Genomic DNA, 19616 nt, shown 5'->3' with positions numbered 1-19616 from the left:
TGGCTCGCAAGGGTCAGGGGGATGAGGTGGCGACAGGATGCGCGGCGCGCTGCACCTGCTCCCACACCCGCAGGAAGTTGCCGCCCCAGAGCTTGGCGATATCTGCTTCGGAGTAGCCGCGGCTGATCAGTTCGGCGGTGACGTTGCGTGCTTCACTGGCGTTTTGCCAACCGTCGATGCCACCGCCTTCGTTGAAGTCCGAGCTCAGGCCGACATGATCGATGCCGATCTTGCGCACGGTGTAGTCGATGGCGTCGCCATAGTCCTTGAGCGTGGCCGGCGGCTCCTCTTCGAGAATGCCGTACAGCGCGTTGGCGTACTGGCCGACCTTCTGCTCGGGCCAGCCGGCGATCACCGGGTCACCTGGCATCAGTGCGTAGTCGAGGTTGGCCAATGGCGGCAGGTCGTAGCGGGCGCGCAGGGCGTTGAGTTTGTCCTGGGTCTTGCTGCTCAAGGGCTTGAGGTAGGTGGAGAAGGCCACCAGCTGGACCACGCCGCCGCTGTCCTTGATCAGTTGCAGCTCCTTGTCGGAAAGGTTGCGCCTGATGTCGACCATCGCCCGTGGCACCGAGTGCGAGGCCACCACCGGCGCGCGGCTGAGGGCAACGGCCTGGGCCAGCGCCTTGCTGGACATTTGCGACACATCGATGATCACGCCCAGGTCGTTCAGCCGCTGCACGGCGCGCTTGCCGACCGGCGACAGGCCGTCCAGGGCATCGGCGGTGTCATTGAAGAACGGCAGCGGACGCGAGGAGTCGGCCCAGCTGTTGTTGCCCACATAGCTGAACCCGAACATGCGCACGCCGCGCGCGGCCCAGCGGTCGAGCTGGTCGATGTCATCGCCCAGCGCATAGGCGTTGAGCATGCTGAGGAACACCGCGAACTTGCCTTCGCCGTGCAGGCGCCGCATGTCTTGCGGGGTATAGGCAATACCCACCTGCTGCGGGAAGTCGCGGACCATGGCGGTGATGGCGTTGTAGCGCACCTCCTGGGTGTGGCGGGCGGCTTCGACGAAACCTGGGGTCGGGCGGTGCGGACCGCCGTCTCCGGTCCAGGACTCTGGCCAGGCGAAGATGGTCAGGGCCGCGCCGGACAAACGCCCGCGTGCGGCCTTGGCCAGGTCGAAGCGGCCATCGCCATCCTTGTCGGCCTCACTGCCTTCGGTGCCGAAGGTCAGCGGCAGGGTGACGTGGCTGTCGAACGAGATGATGCGTTCCTGCAGGTCGTTGGCCTGGCGGGTCACCTCCCTGGAATAGCCAGCGGGTGTGGCGAAGTAGTGCCAGGCGGCAAACCCGGCACCAGCGGCAACCGCCGCGGCCAGGCTGATAAACAGGGCTTTCTTCCAGCGTGGAGTCGTCATCTTGGTCTCAGTAGGTTCACCGTCGAGGGATGGGCACAGAGGCCGCCGCTACCTGTAGTGAACGAGCTTGCACCCGGGAAATTTAGCCGCTATCAGGTCGCTGGCGCAGGGCCCTGTAGGAGCGGCCTTGTGTCGCGATAGGGGTGCGCAGCGCCCCCAGGATCTTCGCACCTCTGCAAAATTGCCGGGGCCGCCTTGCGGCCCTTTCGCGACACAAGGCCGCTCCTACATTGACCGAGTTGCCCTCAGGGGCGGGGGTGGCAAGCCGCTAAATTTCGCCTGCCGTGCAACGTTCTAGCCTTGGACGGGCCGTGCTCCATGGCCGCAATGAATGCACAGGTATGCAATGACGATTTCCCGACGCGGTTTCATCGCCGGTGTGGCACTGACGGGTGTGGTGGTGCCCGGTGCGCTGGGGGCGCTGTATGTGCAGCGCCAGCGTGCCGCCGAGGAATTCCCGGAAACCCCTGGCGAGGCCGTCGTCGAGTTGGCCGATACCCGCCTGCAGCAGTTGGGCGATACCCTGCGCGGCATCTGGCGCTGGACGCTGCTGGGCAAGGATGCGGGGCTGGACGGCCTACCCACGAGTGAACTGGAGCTGTTCCTGGATGTGGCAACCAGCGGACGCGCCCTGCGCGGCTACCTGGATACTCCCGAGCGCCTGCGTGGGCAGGATGAGCCGCGCTACCGCGTGATAGGCGACCTGCTGGCGGACAAACCGGGCACCCTGCGCTGGCGCCTGTTTTCGGCCCAGGCCCGCTATGAATGCCATATCGTGCTCGACGAGGTCTGGGGCCGGTTCGGCAACGCCGGGCCGGCCACCCTCAACGGGCGCATTGCACGCCTGCACCGCGCTCTGACATTGCCCGTGGAGGACAACCAGTTCCTGGCCTTGAAGCGCACCTTCCCCGAGGCGCGCGAGCGTACCCCGCTGAACCCGCAGTTGTTGGCCTGGCTGACCACCCCGGAGCATCGCCTGTTCCACCAGCTGTGGCACTCGTCGCGGGACAAATGGCACAAGCTGGGCAAGGACAAGCAGGGCGCCCTTCGTGGCCTGGGCTGGCAGCCCGGGCCACGTGATCGCGAGCGTGACGCGCGGGGCCGGCACAAGGACCGCAACGGCTCGGGAGAAGACTTTTTATTCATGCACCGGCACATGCTTGGCAGAGCCCGTGCCTTGCAGGACTTACCGTCATGGACGCGCTTCCCGCTGCCGCAGCCGGAACTGGAGCGCGACCGGGCCGGATTCGCCCGCTACTTCGACAACCATGACGGCAATGCCCTGCCGCCCACCTGGCTGGCCAGCGGTGATGCGGAATACACCCAGTGGGTGCGCGACATCAAGACGCCGGATACCTTCCATGGCAACTTCCAGGTCTGGGAGTCGCGCTACACCGATCCGGAGTACCTGAGCACCTTGACCCTGGGCCAGTTCGGTTCGGAAGTGGAACTGGGCCTGCACGACTGGCTGCACATGCGCTGGGCGTCGGTACCGCGCGACCCGTCAAACGGTATGCCGGTGCCGACGGCGCGCACGCCGGATGATTTTGCCGAACGCTGGTTCGCAGAACAGAACGATTTTCTCGGTGACCCGTTTTCATCCCATGTGAACCCGGTGTTCTGGCACTTTCATGGCTGGATCGACGACCGCATCGAGGACTGGTTCCACGCCCATGAGCGGCTGCACCCAGGCGAGGTACGGCGCCTGGAAGTCAATGGCGTACCATGGTTTGCGCCAGGGCGCTGGGTGGAGGTGGCCGACCCGTGGCTGGGGCCGGATACCCATGGTTGCTCGACGGTGCCGGGTTTGCGGCCCGGGCGCAGTGTAGAGATGGACCCGGAGACCATGAAGCTGGCGTTGCGCATCATCTACAGCGATGACGACCTGCTCGACAAGCTGCGGCCCAAGGTACCGCAGCGGCCGTGGTATGCGCGCAACCTGAAGGTGGCGCAGCGCTCGCGTTGAAGCCCCCGAGGCTTGCGCCGCCTTTTTGTAGGAGCGGCCTTGTGTCGCGATGGGCTGCGCAGCAGCCCCCGGATTTCAGCGTTGATGCGGATAATGCCGGGGCCGCCTTGCGGCCCATCGCGACACAAGGCCGCTCCTACAACGGGGCGCGCAGGTGTTCTAGTTGCCAGCCACCCCCCAATGCCTTGTACAACGCCACGCTACCCTGCAACCGGGCCAGGCGCAGTTGTGCCTGCTGGTCCTGCGCCGCATACAAGGTGCGCTGAGTCTCCAGCACGCTCAACAGCGTCTCCGCTCCTGCGCCATAACGCTGCTGCGCCAGGTCGAATGCCAGGCGCGCCTGCGCCACTTCTTCATCCTGCCACTGCCGCTGGCGGTCCACGCCCTGGATCGCATTGAGCGCCTTTTCGACATCGGCAAAACCGGCCAGGATGCTGCTGCGGTAGGTCTCCAGCAACTCTGCCTGTTCAGCCTCGGCAAGTTCACGCGCGGCGCGCAGGCGGCCGTTGTTGAAGACCGGCGCGACCAGGCCGCTGGTGAGGGTGTAGTAGGAGCTGTCGAACAAATGGGCAAAGGTATTGGCGCCAGCTCCCAGGTTGGCCCCGAGGGTGAGCTTGGGCAGCATGGCGGCGCGGGCGACCTGCACATTGGCGCTGGCGGCGGCGAGCCGAGCTTCTGCTGCGGCAATGTCCGGGCGGCGGGTGAGCAGCTCGCTGGGCACGCCGCTGCCAATGGCGGGCCATTGCAGGGTGTTGATCGCGTCCTGACTGGTGGGCAGCGACTGCACCGGGTCGCCGAGCAGGGTTGCCAGGGTGACCCGGCTGTCTTGCCACTTCTGTTCCAGTAACGGCAACTGACGTTGCTGCGCAGCCACCAGACTGCGCTGCTGGGCCAGTTCCAGGCGCGTGGCGGAACCGCTGCGCTGGCGTGCCTCGACCAGGCCCAGCACGTCCTTGGCATTGCGCAGGTTGAGGCGGGCAATGCGCAACTGTTCCTGCAAAGCCAGGCCCTGCAGGTAACTGTCGGCCACCGCGCTGACCAGGGTCAGCTCCACGGTCTGGCGGTCGAAGCGGCTGGCATCCAGGCTGCGCAGGGCGCTGTCACGGGTCGCTCGCAGGCCACCCCAGAAGTCGATTTCGTAGCTGGCGCTGAGCTGCATGTCGAACGAGGTGCTGGTGGGTTCGCCGCGGCTGACATCCAGCTGGTCGTAGCCGTCACCGTGCAGCAGGCGTTGGCGGCTACCATCCAGGCCCAGCTTCAGCTCCGGTAGCAGCGGCGCGCCGGCGATGACTGCGCGGGCCTGGGCCTGGCGTACCCGTGCCGTGGCAGCAGCCAGGTCGTGGGCATTGTGCAGGGCGTGCTGCACCAGGCGGTCGAGTTCGCGGCTGGCGAAGGCTTGCCACCACTGCGTCGTTGGCAGTTGGGCCGAGGGTGACGCGGCCTCGCCTTGCCAGGCAGATGGCGCGGCAATACCGCTGGCGGGTGTTTGCGGCGTGCTGCAGGCGGCGAGGCATACGCACAGGGGCAACAGGCTGATGCGGCTAGGCAGAGTCATGGGTTATTCGCTGGTAAGGGCTTTGACCGGGTCGAGGCGAGCGGCCTTGCGCGCTGGCATGAAGCCGAACACGATGCCGGTGACGACAGCACAGGCGAAGGCGCCGAGCATGGCAGGCAGGGCAAAGGCCACCGCCACTTCGGCCAGCATCAGGCCGCCACCTATGGCCAGGGCCAGGACGATGCCGGCCAGGCCGCCGACCATCGACAGCATCACCGCCTCGCTGAGGAATTGCCGCAGGATGTCGCGCTGGCGCGCGCCGGTGGCCATGCGGATACCGATTTCACGGGTGCGCTCGCGCACGGTCATCAACATGATGTTCATCACGCCGATGCCACCCACCAGCAGCGAGATCGCGGCGATCGCCCCCAGCATCAGCGACAGGCTGTTCTGCGTGCGCGCCTCGGCCTGGATCAGCGCCGCGTCATTGGTCAGCTCGAAGTCCTGGCGGCCGTTGTGGCGCTGGCGCAGCAGCTTGTCGATGGCCGCTTCGGCTTCGTTGACACGCGTGGAGTCCAGGGCGGCAACGGCGATGTAGTCCGGGTCACGCTGGCCGAACAGGCGGATGGCTGCGGCGGAGTAGGGCACCACGATGCGCCCGTCGCTGTCCTGGTCGCCAGAGCTGGCGCCCTTGCCGGCCAGGATACCGACCACCTGGAACGGCACATTGCCGATCAACAGGTACTGCCCCAGCGGGTCGCGCCCAGGGTCGAGCATCTTTTCCCGCACTTTCTGGCCGATCACCGCCACCGCGGCAGCGTTGGCTTCATCGGCATCGCTGTAGAAGCTGCCTTGCACCGCCGGCCAGTTGAAAATTTCGGGGAACCCGGTGTTGTTGCCACCCACATAGAACCGCTGGCTGTTGTTGCCGTGGCGCACCATCATCTTTTCGCCGATCACCGGCATCACGTGCTTGACCTGCGGCAGTTGGCCGATGGCAGCGACATCGTCGAGGGTGATGGTGCCGGCCTGCTCGCCCAGGCTCGCCGGCTTGCCGTTCAGGTAGAGGATGTTCGAGCCGAAGGCTGCCATCTGCGCCATGACCTGGCGCTTGCTGCCTTCGCCCACTGCCAGCATCACCACCACCGAGGCCACGCCGATGACGATCCCCAGCAGGGTCAGGGCGGTGCGGAAGCGGTTGACCCACATCACCCGCCAGGCCGCCTGCAGGGCTTCGAATAATTCACCTTTCCATGCCCCGTGCAAGGTTGCGCCATGGTCCAGGCGCTGGCGCAGCTGGTCGGCCTGTAGCCCGCGACTGTTTTCGACCATGGGCTTGTCGGCGGCCGAATCGCTGATGATCAGGCCGTCGCGAATTTCGATCACGCGCTGCGCCCGCGCCGCGACATTGCGGTCATGGGTGATCAGGATGATCACGTGGCCCTGGCTGGCCAGTTCGTCGAGCAACGCCATCACTTCGGTGCCGCTGTGGCTGTCGAGGGCGCCAGTGGGTTCATCGGCGAGGATGATATGGCCACCGTTCATCAACGCCCGGGCAATCGACACCCGTTGTTGCTGGCCGCCAGACAACTGGTGCGGGCGGTTGCCAGTGCGGTTGGCCAGGCCCAGGCGGCCGAGCAGGGCGCTGGCACGGGCGTGGCGTTCGTTGGCGGCGATGCCGGCATAGATGGCCGGCATTTCGACGTTTTCCTGGGCCGAGCCCGAGGGGATCAGGTGGTAGCCCTGGAACACGAAGCCGAATGCCTCGCGGCGCAGCCAGGCCAGTTCGTCGCTGCCCAGCTCGGCCACATCCTTGCCGGCGAAGCGGTAGCTGCCAGAAGTGGGGCGGTCGAGGCAGCCGAGGATATTCATCAAGGTCGATTTGCCGGAGCCAGAGGCGCCGACGACGGCGACGAACTCGCCGGGATGGATGCGCAAGCTGATGCCATGAAGGATATCGACCTTGGGCGTTTCGATGCCGCCGTAGGATTTACGGATGTCGACCAGCTCGATCAGGGGTGTGCTCATTCAACCTCCGCTGACGCCAGGGGCGCCTATCACCAGGCGTTCGCCTTCGTTGAGGCCGTCCAGCACCTGCACGCGCAGGCGGTCGCTGAGGCCGGTGCGTACCTGGCGCTGTTCCACCTTGCCGTCGCGGGTCAGCACATGCGCCAGGCGCAGGCCATCGCCGTCGTCCAGCGCGGCCAGTGGTACGGTCAGCACCTGGCTGGCTTTGCCGGCGACAAAGAACACCTGCGTGGTCATCTCGGCCATCAGGGCGCCGTCCGGGTTGTCGACATCCAGCAGCACGCTGTACTGCACCACCTGGCTGCCGGCACTGCCATTGCTGACGCTGGCCGGGCTGCCGCCGCCCTGGCTGGCCTGCTCCAGTGGCTTGGGCGGGATCGGCAGCACTTGCCGCACGGTGCTGGTCCAGCGGCGCTTGCCGCCGGCCAGGGTGGTGAAGTAGGCGGTCATGCCCGGGGTGACCTTGCCGATGTCGGCCTCCGACACCTGGGCCCACACGGTCATCGGCGAGAGCTTGGCGATGCGCAGGATCAACGGGGTTTGTTGTTGGGCATTGAGGGTTTGCCCCTCACGGGCGTCCACCGCCACTACCGTGCCGTCCATCGGCGCGTAGATGCGCGTGTAGCCCAGCTCGGCCTCGTCGCTGCGCAGGCTGGCCTGGGCCTGGCGGATCTGCGCTTGGAACATGTCGATGCGCGCCTGGGTGACCTTCAGCTGTGCGGCGGCCGTTTGCACGTCCTCGTCACGGGTGGCACCAGCGGTGGCCAGCTCCCGTTGGCGTTTGAGCTGCTGCCGGGCCAGTTGGAACTGAGCGCGTTGTTCGGCCAGCTGGGCCTTGAGGTTGTCGATCGAGTAGCGGCCGGCATCCAGCCGGGCCTGCTGGGTAGAAGGGTCGATCTCGACCAGCAGCTGGCCTTTGCGCACCGTGTCGCCGACCTCCACATGCAGGGTGTGGATCTGCCCCGATGCCTGGGCACCGACGTCCACGTAGCGCCTTGGTTGCAGGGTGCCCAGTGCGGTAACGCTGCTTTCGATGTCGGCGCGGGTCACGGCAACCGTGCTGATTGGCTGTGCACCGTAGGGCAGGGCCTTCCAGGCCAGCAGGCTGCCCAGGCCTAGCAGGCCCAGGCCGCTGAGCAGGAGCCGGCGACGGGTGTTGGTTAAAGGTCTCATGCAGACATCCAGGCGAGTGGGTGCCAGATAGACGAAAGCGGCAGGAGGGGATTTAGCGAATATTGAGTAGGGGCTGACAGGTGTATGGCGACAGGCGCTAGATCGCCCATGACATACCCTTGTTGCTGAGAATAATTATAATTTGTAAGATCGCACGTTGACATCACTCGGTCCCGCGTTGCTGCCTGAAAGGGCTTTCTGGCATAGGCTGGCAGGACGATCTCAGGTAACGTCGTGGAACATTACTATCGCGAACTGGTGGGTTTCCTTTCTTCGCGCCTGGGCAGTCGTCAGGCCGCCGAAGACGTAGCGCATGATGCCTACCTGCGAGTGCTGGAGCGCACCGACGCCGAGCGCATCGAGCACCCGCGTGCTTTCCTTTACCGCACCGCGCTCAACCTGGTTGTCGACCGCCACCGCCGGCACCAGGTGCGCCAGGCCGAGCCACTGGAGGTGCTGGACAACGACGAGCGCTGGCACACCCCGGCGCCGACCCATGACATGCAGCTCGACCAGCGCCTGGCGCTTATGCAGCGTGCCCTGGATGAGCTGAGCAAGGTCTGCCGCGACTGCTTCCTGCTGCGCAAGCTCGAAGGCTTGTCACACCACCAGATTGCCGAGCACCTGGGTATTTCCCGCAGCCTGGTGGAAAAGCACATCGTCAACGCCATGAAGCACTGTCGTGTGCGCATGCGCGAGTGGGAATCCTGATCGCCGGGTTGAAGGCGGATGAAAATTCCGTCAGTCGATCACTTGATTTCCACGGTTTTCCCGACTTCTATCAAAGAAGACCCTTGCCAGGCGTAGCCTAGGCAGCAGCCGTTACTGGCGCAGTATGGTCATGGAGCCTAACCATTTCCCAACTGCCCAGGTCCCACCATGGCCAACAAGACCCTGCGCATCCTCATCGCCGATGCACACCCCTGCCAGCGCCTGCAACTGGAGCGGCTGCTCAACGGCCTGGGCTACTACCGGATAGCGCCAGTGGAAAGCTTCGAGGAGCTGCAGCGCCTGGTGCTGAGTGCCTTGCAGCCTTTCCACCTGTTATTGGGCAATATCGAGCTGGCCAGCCATGTCGGGGTCGATCTGGCGCGCTTCTGTCGCGTCAGCACGCAGATCCAGCATGCCCTGCTTTATCACTCCAACCAGTTGCAAGTGCCGTTGGTGCCGCAGACCGAGCGCCAGGCCGTCAGCATGAGCTTGCCCCAGGTGCCCGACAACGAGGCACTGGAGGCATTCATGGCGATCATCGATTCGCCGCTGCAGGTCGGCAGGCTACCGCTGCCGGGCGCCATGCCGGCTGCCACGGCGCGGCCACGGCCGAAGGCCAATTTCGTCAATACCATGTTCAACCGCTAAAGCCGCAGCGGGCGGGGCAAGGGGGCAGCTATTTGCTATCCTCTTGCCCTTTGCCGATTTGCGGACCCTGCCATGACTGCCATCGATACCGCTCGCCCGCCACGGTTCAGCCGCGGCGACCACCGGACCCTGGGCCTGGCGGCGTTGGGCGGCGCGCTGGAGATCTACGATTTCATCATCTTCGTATTCTTTGCGCTGACCCTAAGCCAGTTGTTCTTCCCGCCCGAGATGCCCGAGTGGCTGCGCCTGCTGCAAAGCTTCGGAATCTTTGTCACCGGCTACCTGGCGCGGCCGCTGGGCGGCATCCTTATGGCGCACTTCGCCGACCACCTGGGACGCAAGCGGGTCTTCAGCCTGAGCATCCTGATGATGGCCCTGCCGTGCCTGTTGATCGGGGTGATGCCGACCTACGCCGACATCGGCTACGCTGCACCGCTGATCCTGCTGGCACTGCGTATTTTGCAGGGCGCGGCGGTGGGCGGCGAGGTGCCGAGTGCCTGGACCTTCGTCGCCGAGCACGCGCCAGCCGGGCGGCGCGGTTATGCCCTGGGCTTCCTGCAGGCCGGCTTGACCTTTGGCTATCTGCTGGGGGCATTGACCGCGACCTTGCTGGCGCAAGTGTTCACCCCGCAAGAAATCCTCGACTATGCCTGGCGCTACCCGTTCCTGCTCGGCGGGGTATTCGGCGTGATCGGCGTGTGGTTGCGTCGTTGGCTCAGCGAAACACCGGTGTTCCTCGCCCTGCGTGCGCGCCAGGAACAGCCGGTGAGCTTCCCGCTGCGGCGGGTGCTGGGCGAACACCGCCGGGCGTTGATCCCGGCGGCGCTGCTGACCTGCGTGCTGACTTCCGCCGTGGTGGTGCTGGTGGTGATTACCCCGACAGTGATGCAGCAGCGCTTCGGCATGAGTGCCGGGCACACCTTTGCCCTTAGCAGCGTGGGCATCGTCTTCCTCAACATCGGCTGCGTGCTGGCCGGGCTGCTGGTCGACCGTGCAGGCGCCTGGCGCGCACTGATGCTCTACAGCCTGTTGCTGCCGGTGGGCATCGGCGCGTTGTATGCCAGCCTTGTGGGACAGTGGGGCGTGACCTGGCTGGCCTATGCGCTGGCGGGCCTGTCCTGCGGTGTGGTGGGCGTGGTGCCGTCAGTGATGGTCGGGTTGTTCCCGGCCGAGATCCGCGTGTCGGGCATCTCCTTCACCTATAACGTGGCCTACGCGCTTTGGGCCAGCACCACGCCGCTGGCGCTGATTGCGCTGATGCCGTGGAGCCCGTGGGTGTGTGTCGGCTTTTGTCTTGCCATGGGCACGGTGGGGTTGCTGACGGCCTTGTACTTTGGGCGTCGGGAACCATTGGCGTTCGCGGCAGAGCCGATGCCGGTAATGTGTGGTGAAAAATAGTTTTCTGTTGTTTGTTCTGGCCTCATCGCCGGCAAGCCGGCTCCCACAGGGATAGCGCATGGCTCGAGGTCGATGCGGTCGAGGTGGGAGCTGGCTTGCCGGCGATGAGGCCGGTACAGGTAAAACAAAAAGCCCCCGGCTCGTGAGAACCGGGGGCTTTTTGTTAGTGCAGGGCAGGGGCCTTACATGTTCGGGTAGTTCGGCCCGCCAGCGCCTTCAGGGGTGACCCAGGTGATGTTCTGGGCCGGGTCCTTGATGTCGCAGGTCTTGCAATGCACGCAGTTCTGCGCGTTGATCTGGAAGCGCTTGCTGCCGTCTTCCTGGGTGACAACCTCGTACACGCCTGCCGGGCAGTAGCGCTGGGCCGGCTCGTCATACAGCGGCAGGTTGCTGGCGATCGGCACGTTCGGGTCGGTCAGCTTCAGGTGGCAGGGCTGTTCCTCTTCGTGGTTGGTGCTGGAGAGGAATACCGAGCTGAGCTTGTCGAAGCTGAGCTTGCCGTCCGGTTTCGGGTAATCGATCTTCTGCGACTCCGCCGCCAGCTTCAGGCAGGCGTAGTCCGGCTTGGTGTCGTGCAGGGTGAACGGCAGCTTGCCGCCGAACCAGTTCTGGTCCACATAGTTGAATGCCGCGCCCAGCAGCGGGCCGAACTTGTGCATGGCCGGGCCGAAGTTGCGGCTGGCGAACAGCTCCTCGTACAGCCAGCTGGCCTTGAAGGCGCTGACGTAACCGTTGAGCTGGTCACCGCCTTCGCTGCCGGCGATCAGTGCATCAGCCACCGCTTCGGCGGCGAGCATGCCGGACTTCATTGCGGTGTGGCTGCCCTTGATCTTGGCGAAGTTCAGGGTGCCCAGGTCGCAGCCGATCAGCGCGCCGCCGTTGAAGACCATTTTCGGCAGCGAGTTGAAACCGCCCTTGCAGATGGCACGGGCACCGTAGCTGATGCGCTTGCCGCCTTCGAGGTATTGCGCCATCACCGGGTGGTGCTTGAGACGCTGGAACTCGTCGAACGGCGACAGGTACGGGTTGGCGTAGGACAGGTCGACGATCAGGCCGACCACCACCTGGTTGTTTTCCAGGTGATAGAGGAACGAACCACCAGTGTTGTCCTTGGCCATGACGTCCAGCGGCCAGCCAGCGGTGTGCACCACCAGGCCCTGCTCGTGCTTGGCCGGGTCGATTTCCCAGATTTCCTTCAGGCCGATGCCGTAGTGCTGGACGTCGGCTTCGCTATCCAGGTTGAAGCGCTTGATCAGCTGCTTGCCGATGTGGCCACGGCAACCTTCGGCGAACAGGGTGTACTTGCCACGCAGCTCCATGCCAGGGGTGTACATGCCGTCTTTCGGGTTGCCTTCACGGTCCACACCCATGTCGCCGGTGACAATGCCGCGCACCACTCCGTTTTCATCGAACAGCGCTTCCTGGGCGGCGAAGCCCGGGTAGACTTCCACGCCCAGGTTCTCGGCCTGCTGGGCCAGCCAGCGGCACAGGTTGCCCAGGGAGATGATGTAGTTACCCTGGTTGTGCATGGTCTTGGGCACGAACAGGTCAGGCACCTTGGTCGAACTGCCTGCATCCTTGAGTACGTAGATGTCGTCACGCTTCACTTCGGTGTTCAGCGGTGCGCCGAGCTCTTTCCAGTCGGGGAACAGCTCGTTCAGGGCGCGGGGTTCGAACACCGCGCCGGAGAGGATGTGGGCGCCGACTTCAGAGCCTTTTTCCACCACGCAGACGCTGATTTCGCTACCGGCTTCGGCGGCCTTCTGCTTCAGGCGGCAGGCGGCGGACAGGCCCGCCGGGCCGGCGCCGACGATGACCACGTCGAATTCCATGTATTCGCGTTCCACTGGTTCTCTCCTACTCATCAAGGCTCGTGCTGTTGCTTTGTCTTATTGGGTGCGCGGGGCATTCGCAGCGGTTCTACGCAACGGCGGAACTGTAGCTGGGCAAATGACGGACTACACCGTTTTGTCTTGGCCGCGCATTATATCTACACCACTTGGCGGGTCCAATACAAACGTTTGTTTGAATTTGCCGCAGGCCAGTAAAATCACAGGAACGCGGCTGGAGGGTGACCGATTTGCCGTATTGACCGGATTGGGTGTTACGGTCAAGATACGAGCGGTTTTACGTTCGCCGTAGGCTTGCAGCCGGGCGCAGGTACACCTCTAAAGACCAGGTGTGGAGCAGGGTTTTGCGGCCTTTGGCCGGTTTGTAGTGGAGTTTACACGCCACGACAGAAAATGACCCGTGAGTATTTGTCGCAAGAGTCCGGACAAGACTGTTCGGTCACTGTGAAGTTACCGCCTCCCGGTACGTTTTTAGAGGTGCCCTTGTACCCACGCGCATCGCAGGGCTCTGCCCCTGGCGACTATCTATTCACCGGAGAGTAACGAGGAATCCATGAAGGTTCTTGTAGCTGTCAAACGAGTGGTCGACTACAACGTCAAGGTTCGCGTCAAGGCGGACAACTCCGGCGTCGACCTTGCTAACGTCAAGATGTCCATGAACCCCTTCTGCGAAATCGCCGTGGAAGAAGCCGTACGCCTGAAGGAAAAGGGCGTCGCGTCCGAGATCGTCGTCGTTTCCGTCGGCCCGGCCACTGCCCAGGAGCAACTGCGTACTGCCCTGGCCCTGGGTGCCGACCGTGCCATCCTGGTCGAAGCCGCTGACGAACTGAATTCCCTGGCCGTGGCCAAGGCGCTGAAAGCCGTTGTCGACAAAGAGCAGCCGCAGCTGGTCATCCTCGGCAAGCAGGCCATCGACAGTGACAACAACCAGACCGGCCAGATGCTGGCTGCGCTGACCGGCTTCGCCCAGGGCACTTTCGCCTCCAAGGTCGAAGTGGCTGGCGACAAGCTGAACGTCACCCGTGAAATCGACGGCGGCCTGCAGACCGTTGCACTGAACCTGCCAGCCATCGTCACTACCGACCTGCGCCTGAACGAACCGCGCTACGCGTCGCTGCCGAACATCATGAAGGCCAAGAAGAAGCCGCTGGAGACTGTTACTCCAGACGCGCTGGGCGTTTCCCTCGCCTCCACCAACAAGACCCTGAAGGTTGAAGCCCCGGCTGCCCGCAGCGCTGGCATCAAGGTCAAATCGGTGGCCGAACTGGTCGAGAAGCTGAAGAACGAAGCGAAGGTAATCTAAATGACTATCCTGGTTGTCGCTGAATACGAGAACGGTGCCGTAGCCCCGGCCACCCTGAACACTGTTGCTGCTGCCGCCAAGATCGGTGGTGATGTGCACGTGCTGGTCGCTGGCCAGAACGTGGGCGGCGTTGCCGAGTCCGCAGCCAAGATCGCTGGCGTGGCCAAGGTGCTGGTTGCCGATAACGCTGCCTACGCCCACGTCCTGCCAGAAAACGTTGCGCCGCTGATCGTCGAGCTGGCCAAGGGTTACAGCCACGTGCTGGCGCCGGCCACCACCAACGGCAAGAACATCCTGCCGCGCGTTGCCGCGCTGCTGGACGTGGACCAGATCTCCGAGATCATCTCGGTCGAGTCCGCCGACACCTTCAAGCGCCCGATCTATGCTGGTAACGCCATTGCCACCGTGCAATCGAGCGCTGCCATCAAGGTCATCACCGTGCGTACCACCGGCTTCGACGCCGTGGCCGCCGAAGGTGGTTCGGCTGCCATCGAAGCCGTTGGCGCTGCGCACAACGCCGGCATCTCGGCCTTCGTTGGCGAAGAGCTGGCCAAGTCCGACCGCCCAGAGCTGACCGCTGCCAAGATCGTCGTTTCCGGCGGCCGTGGCATGGGCAACGGTGACAACTTCAAGCACCTGTACAGCCTGGCCGACAAGCTCGGCGCTGCCGTCGGTGCTTCGCGCGCCGCGGTCGACGCCGGCTTCGTGCCGAACGACATGCAGGTCGGTCAGACCGGCAAGATCGTCGCGCCGCAGCTGTACATCGCCGTCGGTATCTCCGGCGCGATCCAGCACCTGGCCGGCATGAAGGACTCCAAGGTGATCGTGGCGATCAACAAGGACGAAGAAGCGCCGATCTTCCAGGTAGCCGACTACGGCCTGGTCGCTGACCTGTTCGAAGCGGTTCCGGAGCTGGAAAAGCTGGTCTGATCCGCCTGCTTCACTTATAAAGAACCCGGCCCTTGTACAGGGGCCGGGTTTTTTTTGGTCTGTACAAGGAGTGAGCAATGGTGCTGCGTAAAGCAGGCGGGGTGCTGGCATGCCTGGCGGTGCTGGTTTCGCCGCTGGCCATGGCGGCGGGCAAGTGTGAACGCCTGGTGGCAACCGGCAGCCCTGATTCACCGCCCTATTCATGGCAGGACCCCAACGACCCGAAACACCTGATCGGCGCCAACGTCGACCTGCTGCGCCAGGTGGCTGGCGAGCTGGGTGTGAAAGTGGAGGTGCTGAGCGCCGGCCGTCGTGACCAGGCGCTGGAAGAAGTACGTAGCGGGCGGATAGACCTGCTGCTCGACACCCCCATGCAGGTGGAGCAACTGACCGCGCTGGACTACATCCATCCACCCCTGCAGCTCAACGAATACCTGGTGTGGACGCGCCACGACGCCACACTGACCTTCGAGGGCCCGGCTGACCTGGCCCAGTACCAAGGCAGTTTGTCCGAGCGCGCGCGGCTGACCCCGGCCTTTACCGCTTTCGCCAAGGCCCAGCTGAAGCTGGTGCCGGCACAGAACCTGACCCAGGCATTCCAGAAGCTGGTGCTCGGCCAGGTGGATTATGTGCTCGCTGGCCGCTATTCGGGCATCGCCATGGCCCAGAGCCTGGGCATGAGCAATGACCTGATCACCCGCGGCCTGCCGGTGGATCGGCCGGGCCTGTACCTGGCGCTGTCGCACAATTCGGCCTGCAATGACAGCTGGCTGCGTGGGCAATTGGCGAAAAAACTGACAGAATTGCCGATCTCCGGAGCATCCGAGGCCGTGCTGCAACGTAATGTCGAGCGCTGGAAAGCGCAGCTGCAGGTGCCGTCGGACGCCCCCAAACACTAGGAAGATTGCGTGAGAACCCAACCACTAATCCTTGCCCTGGCCGTGCTCGGCCTGGCTGGCTGCGCCAACGATCCGGCCCCTAACGAGCAGATGCGCATCTCCGAACAGGCACTGGAGCAGGCCAGGGCCGTCGGTGCCACCGAGCAGGTCGATGCGCTCAAGCTGGCTGAAGACAAGCTGGCCCGGGCCAAGACCAACATGCTCACCGAAGACTACCGCGATGCGCGCATGCGTGCCGAGCAGGCCGAGCTGGATGCGCGCCTGGCCGAGGCCCAGGTACTGAACCAGAAGAGCGAAGAGCAACTGCAACTGCTGCAGTCGCGGGTCCAGCGCCTGCGCAAACAGTTGGAGGTGCAGCCATGATCCGTCGCATGCCATTGGCCGCGCTGGCAGTGCTGGCGCTGGCGGCAGGTTTGCAAGGTTGCGCCAGCCAGCGCAGCAGCGCAGCGCTGGATGATGCCACTGCAGCTTTCCAGAAGGTCAAGGATGATTCCAATGTGCTGCGCAGCGCGCCGCGCGACGTGATTCGCGCAGGCGAGTCGCTGGCCCGTGCCGAGCGCCTGTCCAGCTACATCGGCACCGGTGCCGACGTGCGCCATTACGCCTACCTGAGCCAGCGCTACAGCGAAATTGCCAGCGAGCATGCCAAGCTGGCGTTGAACCAGGAGCGCCAGGCCAAGCTCGACCTGGAGCGCCAGCGCCTGCAGCTGGCCCTGCGCGAGGCCAAGCTGGCCAGTGTTCAGCAGCAGGGCAAGTGGGTCGAATCGCAGATCGCCGCGCTGGCCTCGGAGCAGGCCGACCGTGGTCTGGTGATGACCCTGGGGGACGTGCTGTTCGACACCGGCCGCGCCGACCTGAAGAACTCAGCCAGCCGTACCGTGCTCAAGCTGGTGCAGTTCCTCCAGCTCAACCCGCGCCGGGTGGTTCGGATCGAGGGCTATACCGACAGCACCGGCCCGGCCGAGGACAACCTGAAGCTGTCCCGTGACCGGGCGCAAGCCGTGGCCGACATGCTGGTAGACCTGGGTATCGACGAGAAGCGCCTGCAGGTCGAGGGGTATGGCGACCAGTACCCGATCGAGGCCAATGCCTCGGAGCGGGGCAGGGCGCAGAACCGTCGGGTGGAGATCGTGTTCTCCGATGACAAGGGCAAGCTGGCGCCAGCACGCTGAATCATGTGAAAGGGGCCGCTTTGCGGCCCATCGCAGGCAAGCCAGCTCCCACAGGTGATGAACAGGGCTTGAGGTCAATGCATCAAGGTGGGAGCAGGCTTGCCGGCGATGGGCTGCGAAGCAGCCCCGCTTTTCGTCGGGCTACCCGGGCTTGATCGTTTCCATGGCTGTCACGCAACTGTATTGTTGACTATCCTGCGATCTGTCCCAGTACACTTTGCAACTGTTACGGTATCCTCTACCGTCAGACACAAGAACAACGAGCCCGTCCGCGCGTCGAGAGCCAGCCATGACCAACCTGCTGTTGTACCAGCGTATCGCCCAGCAACTGGCCGATGACATCCGTCGTGGTGTCTACCAGCCAGGCGAGCGGGTGCCCTCCGTGCGCAAGATGAGCGCCCAGCTCAATGTCAGCCATGCCACGGTGCTGCAGGCCTATGCCAATCTCGAGGACCAGGGGCTGATTCGTGCGCGGCCGCAGTCCGGCTACTACGTGCACCAGACCCCGGCCCTGACCGCGCAGACCCCGGACATCGCCCGCGTGGAGCGCCCCGGCCTGGTCACCCGCGCCAGTATCATCCAGCAGGTACTGACCGAGGCTCGCCGTGATGGCGTGTTCCCGTTCGGCGCCGCTGTGCCGCATGTCGACTACCTGCCGGTCCGTGCATTGCACCAGCAGATTGCCAAGGTGACGCGCTTCCACAGCCCGCGTGCCTTCAGCTACATGTTCAGCCCCGGCTTCGAGCCGCTGCGCCGGCAGATCGCCATTCGCATGCGTGATGCCGGCGTCCTGGTCGACCCGCGTGAAGTGATCGTGACCCATGGCTGTGTCGATGCGCTGCAGATGTCGCTGCGCGTGCTGACTCGTCCAGGCGACCTGATCGCGGCCGAATCGCCCACCTATTACGGTCTGCTGCAACTGGCCGACCTGCTGGGCCTGAAGGTGATCGAGATCCCCAGCGACCCGTCCACCGGCATCAGCCTCGAGGCGCTGCAACTGGCGGCCAACCAGTGGTCGATCAAGGCCCTGGTCCTGACCGCGCGCCTCAGCAATCCGCTGGGTGGCACTGTGCCGGAAGAGCGGCAGAAACAGTTGCTGCGCCTGGCGTCGGACTTCGATATCCAGATCGTCGAGGATGACATCTATGGCGAGCTGATGTTCGAGCAGGGCAAGACCAAGGCGCTCAAGGCATTCGACCGGCTGGACAGGGTGATCTATTGCTCGAGTTTTTCCAAGACCCTGTCCCCCGGCGTGCGCGTTGGCTGGATGATCGCCGGGCGCTATCAGGACGAGATCCAGCGCCTGCAAACCTTCACCACCCACTCGGCCTGCAGCGTGACGCAGATGGGTGTGGCGGCCTACCTGGAGAATGGCGGCTACGACCGGCACCTGCGTTACATCCGCCAGGAGTACCGCAAGAACCTCAGTGCCTACCAGCTGGCGGTGCAGCAACACTTCCCCGAGGGTACCCAGATGACCCGGCCGACGGGCGGTTTCATCCTTTGGGTGAGCCTGCCGGGGCGGGTCAACACCCAGGAGCTGCATGTGCGTGCGCTGGAGCAGGGCATCAGTATTGCGCCGGGGCTGATCTTCAGTAACACCGAGCAATTCAACCACTGCATCCGCCTTAATTGCGGTATACCGTGGAACAAGGAAGCCGAGCGCGCGGTGATCACCCTCGGTTTGCTGGCCCAGCAATTGTGCCGGGAGCCAGCGGCAGCATTTTTATAGGCTTGCCACGCGCCTGTGGAACAGGGAGCATACGCACTTTTCCTGCCAGTCTGTCCATTTGCCATGAATGCTCTGCGCCGTTTTGCCCTGATCTTGTGCCTTGTACCGCTCTGCAGCCTGGCTGGTGTTGCCCAGGCTGCGCAGCCGGCAGGCCAGGCGCAGGCGGCCAAGCCAGTGCAGAAAGCCAAGCCGGTGCAGAAGGCCGGAGCCAGGCCAGCGCACAAGCAACCAGCAAAAAAAGCCGGTAACAGCAAGGCCAGGCCGGCGCGCAAGCAGGTGAGCAAGGAGGTTGCCAAGCCGCTACCCAAGGCAAAGCTCGACCTCAGCCTGCCGGCCGAGATGGTCGATAACCTTGAGCCAAATGTGGGCAGCCTGTCGCCGATACAGCGTCGCAAACCTCTACTGCCCCCCATGTTCACTGAAAAGCCGGAGACCAGCGACAGCCCGTTCCAGCTCAATGGCCGGTTGATCAGCAATGAAATGCAGCTGCAGCTACGCAATGACAGCCGTCGGGAAGTGGAAGGGGCGGCCATCGATTTCGAGTACCGCCAGTAGCTGGCGAACTGACTGCCGGGTCACAGCAGATTTCATCGTGCCAGCAATTTCAAACGCCTGTTTGAGCGGTTACTATCCAGGGACGTTCGTCCCGTTTTGTTTCAGGGAGTCCTTATTTTGGTGAATAGCCATGAACTGTCGTGAGGGCTGTGGTGCCTGCTGCATCGCCCCGTCCATCACCTCCGCGATGCCGCGCATGCCCAATGGCAAGCCGGCTGGCGAGCGCTGCCTGCACCTGACTGTCGACAACCTCTGCGACTTGTTCGGCAAGCCCGAACGGCCTGCGGTGTGTGGTGGTTTCAAGGCGGATGTCGAGGTGTGTGGCAGTGATCGTGATGAGGCCATAAGGATTCTCGGCTGGTGGGAACAGATAACGGCGGCGTGACAGGCTGGATC

The 19616-nt window shown here is 64.2% G+C and carries 17 protein-coding genes; 12 read left to right on the top strand and 5 right to left on the bottom strand.

Annotated features, from left to right (window positions below):
- Positions 1-13: 13 nt before the first annotated feature.
- Complete coding sequence (pvdM, locus tag GEV38_RS18755) at positions 14-1360, bottom strand: pyoverdine-tailoring dipeptidase-like protein PvdM (RefSeq protein WP_054572527.1); 1347 nt, start codon at positions 1358-1360, stop codon at positions 14-16.
- Positions 1361-1706: 346 nt separating this feature from the next.
- Between pvdM and GEV38_RS18750 the strand changes: the two genes are divergently transcribed.
- On the top strand, positions 1707-3326 hold the full coding sequence (locus tag GEV38_RS18750) for a hypothetical protein (RefSeq protein ID WP_054572526.1): 1620 nt from the start codon (positions 1707-1709) through the stop codon (positions 3324-3326).
- Between the two features lie 136 nt (positions 3327-3462).
- Here GEV38_RS18750 and GEV38_RS18745 read toward each other — a convergent pair whose 3' ends face one another.
- Genes GEV38_RS18745 through GEV38_RS18735 form a run of 3 tightly spaced genes read right to left on the bottom strand, consistent with a single transcriptional unit; the run spans position 3463 to position 8022 of the window.
- On the bottom strand, positions 3463-4881 hold the full coding sequence (locus GEV38_RS18745) for an efflux transporter outer membrane subunit (RefSeq protein WP_015271108.1): 1419 nt from the start codon (positions 4879-4881) through the stop codon (positions 3463-3465).
- A gap of 3 nt (positions 4882-4884) precedes the next feature.
- Complete coding sequence (locus GEV38_RS18740; RefSeq protein ID WP_054572525.1) at positions 4885-6849, bottom strand: MacB family efflux pump subunit; 1965 nt, start codon at positions 6847-6849, stop codon at positions 4885-4887.
- Positions 6850-8022 (bottom strand): efflux RND transporter periplasmic adaptor subunit, encoded by a 1173-nt coding sequence (locus GEV38_RS18735; protein ID WP_015271106.1) that lies wholly within the window; start codon positions 8020-8022, stop codon positions 6850-6852.
- Between the two features lie 234 nt (positions 8023-8256).
- On the opposite strand from GEV38_RS18735, the gene GEV38_RS18730 reads away from it, so the two are divergent.
- The 3 genes from GEV38_RS18730 to GEV38_RS18720 all read left to right on the top strand — a co-directional run bounded on the left by GEV38_RS18730 (position 8257) and on the right by GEV38_RS18720 (position 10779).
- Complete coding sequence (locus GEV38_RS18730; RefSeq protein ID WP_015271105.1) at positions 8257-8733, top strand: sigma-70 family RNA polymerase sigma factor; 477 nt, start codon at positions 8257-8259, stop codon at positions 8731-8733.
- Positions 8734-8901: 168 nt separating this feature from the next.
- Positions 8902-9381 (top strand): hypothetical protein, encoded by a 480-nt coding sequence (locus tag GEV38_RS18725; protein ID WP_015271104.1) that lies wholly within the window; start codon positions 8902-8904, stop codon positions 9379-9381.
- A gap of 72 nt (positions 9382-9453) precedes the next feature.
- Positions 9454-10779 (top strand): MFS transporter, encoded by a 1326-nt coding sequence (locus tag GEV38_RS18720; protein ID WP_054572524.1) that lies wholly within the window; start codon positions 9454-9456, stop codon positions 10777-10779.
- A gap of 182 nt (positions 10780-10961) precedes the next feature.
- Here GEV38_RS18720 and GEV38_RS18715 read toward each other — a convergent pair whose 3' ends face one another.
- Positions 10962-12644: an electron transfer flavoprotein-ubiquinone oxidoreductase gene (locus GEV38_RS18715; RefSeq protein ID WP_075045849.1), complete on the bottom strand. Its 1683-nt coding sequence runs from the start codon at positions 12642-12644 to the stop codon at positions 10962-10964.
- 538 nt (positions 12645-13182) lie between these two features.
- Between GEV38_RS18715 and GEV38_RS18710 the strand changes: the two genes are divergently transcribed.
- The 8 genes from GEV38_RS18710 to GEV38_RS18675 all read left to right on the top strand — a co-directional run bounded on the left by GEV38_RS18710 (position 13183) and on the right by GEV38_RS18675 (position 19605).
- Entirely contained in the window at positions 13183-13932 is a 750-nt protein-coding gene (locus GEV38_RS18710; RefSeq protein WP_015271101.1) for an electron transfer flavoprotein subunit beta/FixA family protein, read from the top strand.
- Positions 13933-14862, top strand: a complete 930-nt coding sequence (locus tag GEV38_RS18705; RefSeq protein ID WP_013973453.1) for an electron transfer flavoprotein subunit alpha/FixB family protein — start codon at positions 13933-13935, stop codon at positions 14860-14862. It begins immediately after the preceding gene.
- Positions 14863-14939: 77 nt separating this feature from the next.
- Positions 14940-15761, top strand: coding sequence for an ABC transporter substrate-binding protein (locus GEV38_RS18700; RefSeq protein ID WP_015271100.1), 822 nt, complete (start codon positions 14940-14942; stop codon positions 15759-15761).
- A gap of 9 nt (positions 15762-15770) precedes the next feature.
- A complete protein-coding gene (locus GEV38_RS18695) occupies positions 15771-16124 on the top strand; it encodes a DUF4398 domain-containing protein (RefSeq protein ID WP_013973451.1) in 354 nt (117 codons plus the stop codon).
- Entirely contained in the window at positions 16121-16933 is an 813-nt protein-coding gene (locus GEV38_RS18690) for an OmpA family protein (protein ID WP_015271099.1), read from the top strand. Before GEV38_RS18695 ends, GEV38_RS18690 begins: the two co-directional genes overlap by 4 nt.
- 289 nt (positions 16934-17222) lie before the next feature.
- Positions 17223-18665: a PLP-dependent aminotransferase family protein gene (locus tag GEV38_RS18685; RefSeq protein ID WP_013973449.1), complete on the top strand. Its 1443-nt coding sequence runs from the start codon at positions 17223-17225 to the stop codon at positions 18663-18665.
- A 63-nt stretch (positions 18666-18728) separates the two neighbouring features.
- The gene (locus tag GEV38_RS18680) at positions 18729-19220 is read left to right on the top strand and encodes a hypothetical protein (protein ID WP_015271098.1); all 492 of its coding nucleotides are present in this window, start codon (positions 18729-18731) and stop codon (positions 19218-19220) included.
- Positions 19221-19350: 130 nt separating this feature from the next.
- A complete protein-coding gene (locus GEV38_RS18675) occupies positions 19351-19605 on the top strand; it encodes a YkgJ family cysteine cluster protein (protein ID WP_023661894.1) in 255 nt (84 codons plus the stop codon).
- Positions 19606-19616 lie beyond the last annotated feature (11 nt).

It is taken from the genome of Pseudomonas sp. 13159349, from assembly GCF_013305685.1.
Classification (GTDB): domain Bacteria; phylum Pseudomonadota; class Gammaproteobacteria; order Pseudomonadales; family Pseudomonadaceae; genus Aquipseudomonas; species Aquipseudomonas asiatica.
The sequence above is the reverse complement of the archived record's forward strand: the minus strand, read 5'-3'. Positions and strand labels throughout refer to the sequence as shown.

Bases quoted from the DNA above. Each gene is read 5' to 3' on its own strand.
- GEV38_RS18710 (WP_015271101.1), top strand. From the start codon at position 13,183: ATGAAGGTTCTTGTAGCTGTCAAACGAGTGGTCGACTACAACGTCAAG.
- GEV38_RS18750 (WP_054572526.1), top strand. From the start codon at position 1,707: ATGACGATTTCCCGACGCGGTTTCATCGCCGGTGTGGCACTGACGGGT.
- GEV38_RS18720 (WP_054572524.1), top strand. From the start codon at position 9,454: ATGACTGCCATCGATACCGCTCGCCCGCCACGGTTCAGCCGCGGCGAC.
- GEV38_RS18675 (WP_023661894.1), top strand. From the start codon at position 19,351: ATGAACTGTCGTGAGGGCTGTGGTGCCTGCTGCATCGCCCCGTCCATC.
- GEV38_RS18685 (WP_013973449.1), top strand. From the start codon at position 17,223: ATGACCAACCTGCTGTTGTACCAGCGTATCGCCCAGCAACTGGCCGAT.
- GEV38_RS18680 (WP_015271098.1), top strand. From the start codon at position 18,729: ATGAATGCTCTGCGCCGTTTTGCCCTGATCTTGTGCCTTGTACCGCTC.
- pvdM (WP_054572527.1), bottom strand. From the start codon at position 1,360: ATGACGACTCCACGCTGGAAGAAAGCCCTGTTTATCAGCCTGGCCGCG.
- GEV38_RS18735 (WP_015271106.1), bottom strand. From the start codon at position 8,022: ATGAGACCTTTAACCAACACCCGTCGCCGGCTCCTGCTCAGCGGCCTG.
- GEV38_RS18715 (WP_075045849.1), bottom strand. From the start codon at position 12,644: ATGAGTAGGAGAGAACCAGTGGAACGCGAATACATGGAATTCGACGTG.
- GEV38_RS18745 (WP_015271108.1), bottom strand. From the start codon at position 4,881: ATGACTCTGCCTAGCCGCATCAGCCTGTTGCCCCTGTGCGTATGCCTC.
- GEV38_RS18740 (WP_054572525.1), bottom strand. From the start codon at position 6,849: ATGAGCACACCCCTGATCGAGCTGGTCGACATCCGTAAATCCTACGGC.
- GEV38_RS18690 (WP_015271099.1), top strand. From the start codon at position 16,121: ATGATCCGTCGCATGCCATTGGCCGCGCTGGCAGTGCTGGCGCTGGCG.
- GEV38_RS18725 (WP_015271104.1), top strand. From the start codon at position 8,902: ATGGCCAACAAGACCCTGCGCATCCTCATCGCCGATGCACACCCCTGC.
- GEV38_RS18700 (WP_015271100.1), top strand. From the start codon at position 14,940: ATGGTGCTGCGTAAAGCAGGCGGGGTGCTGGCATGCCTGGCGGTGCTG.
- GEV38_RS18705 (WP_013973453.1), top strand. From the start codon at position 13,933: ATGACTATCCTGGTTGTCGCTGAATACGAGAACGGTGCCGTAGCCCCG.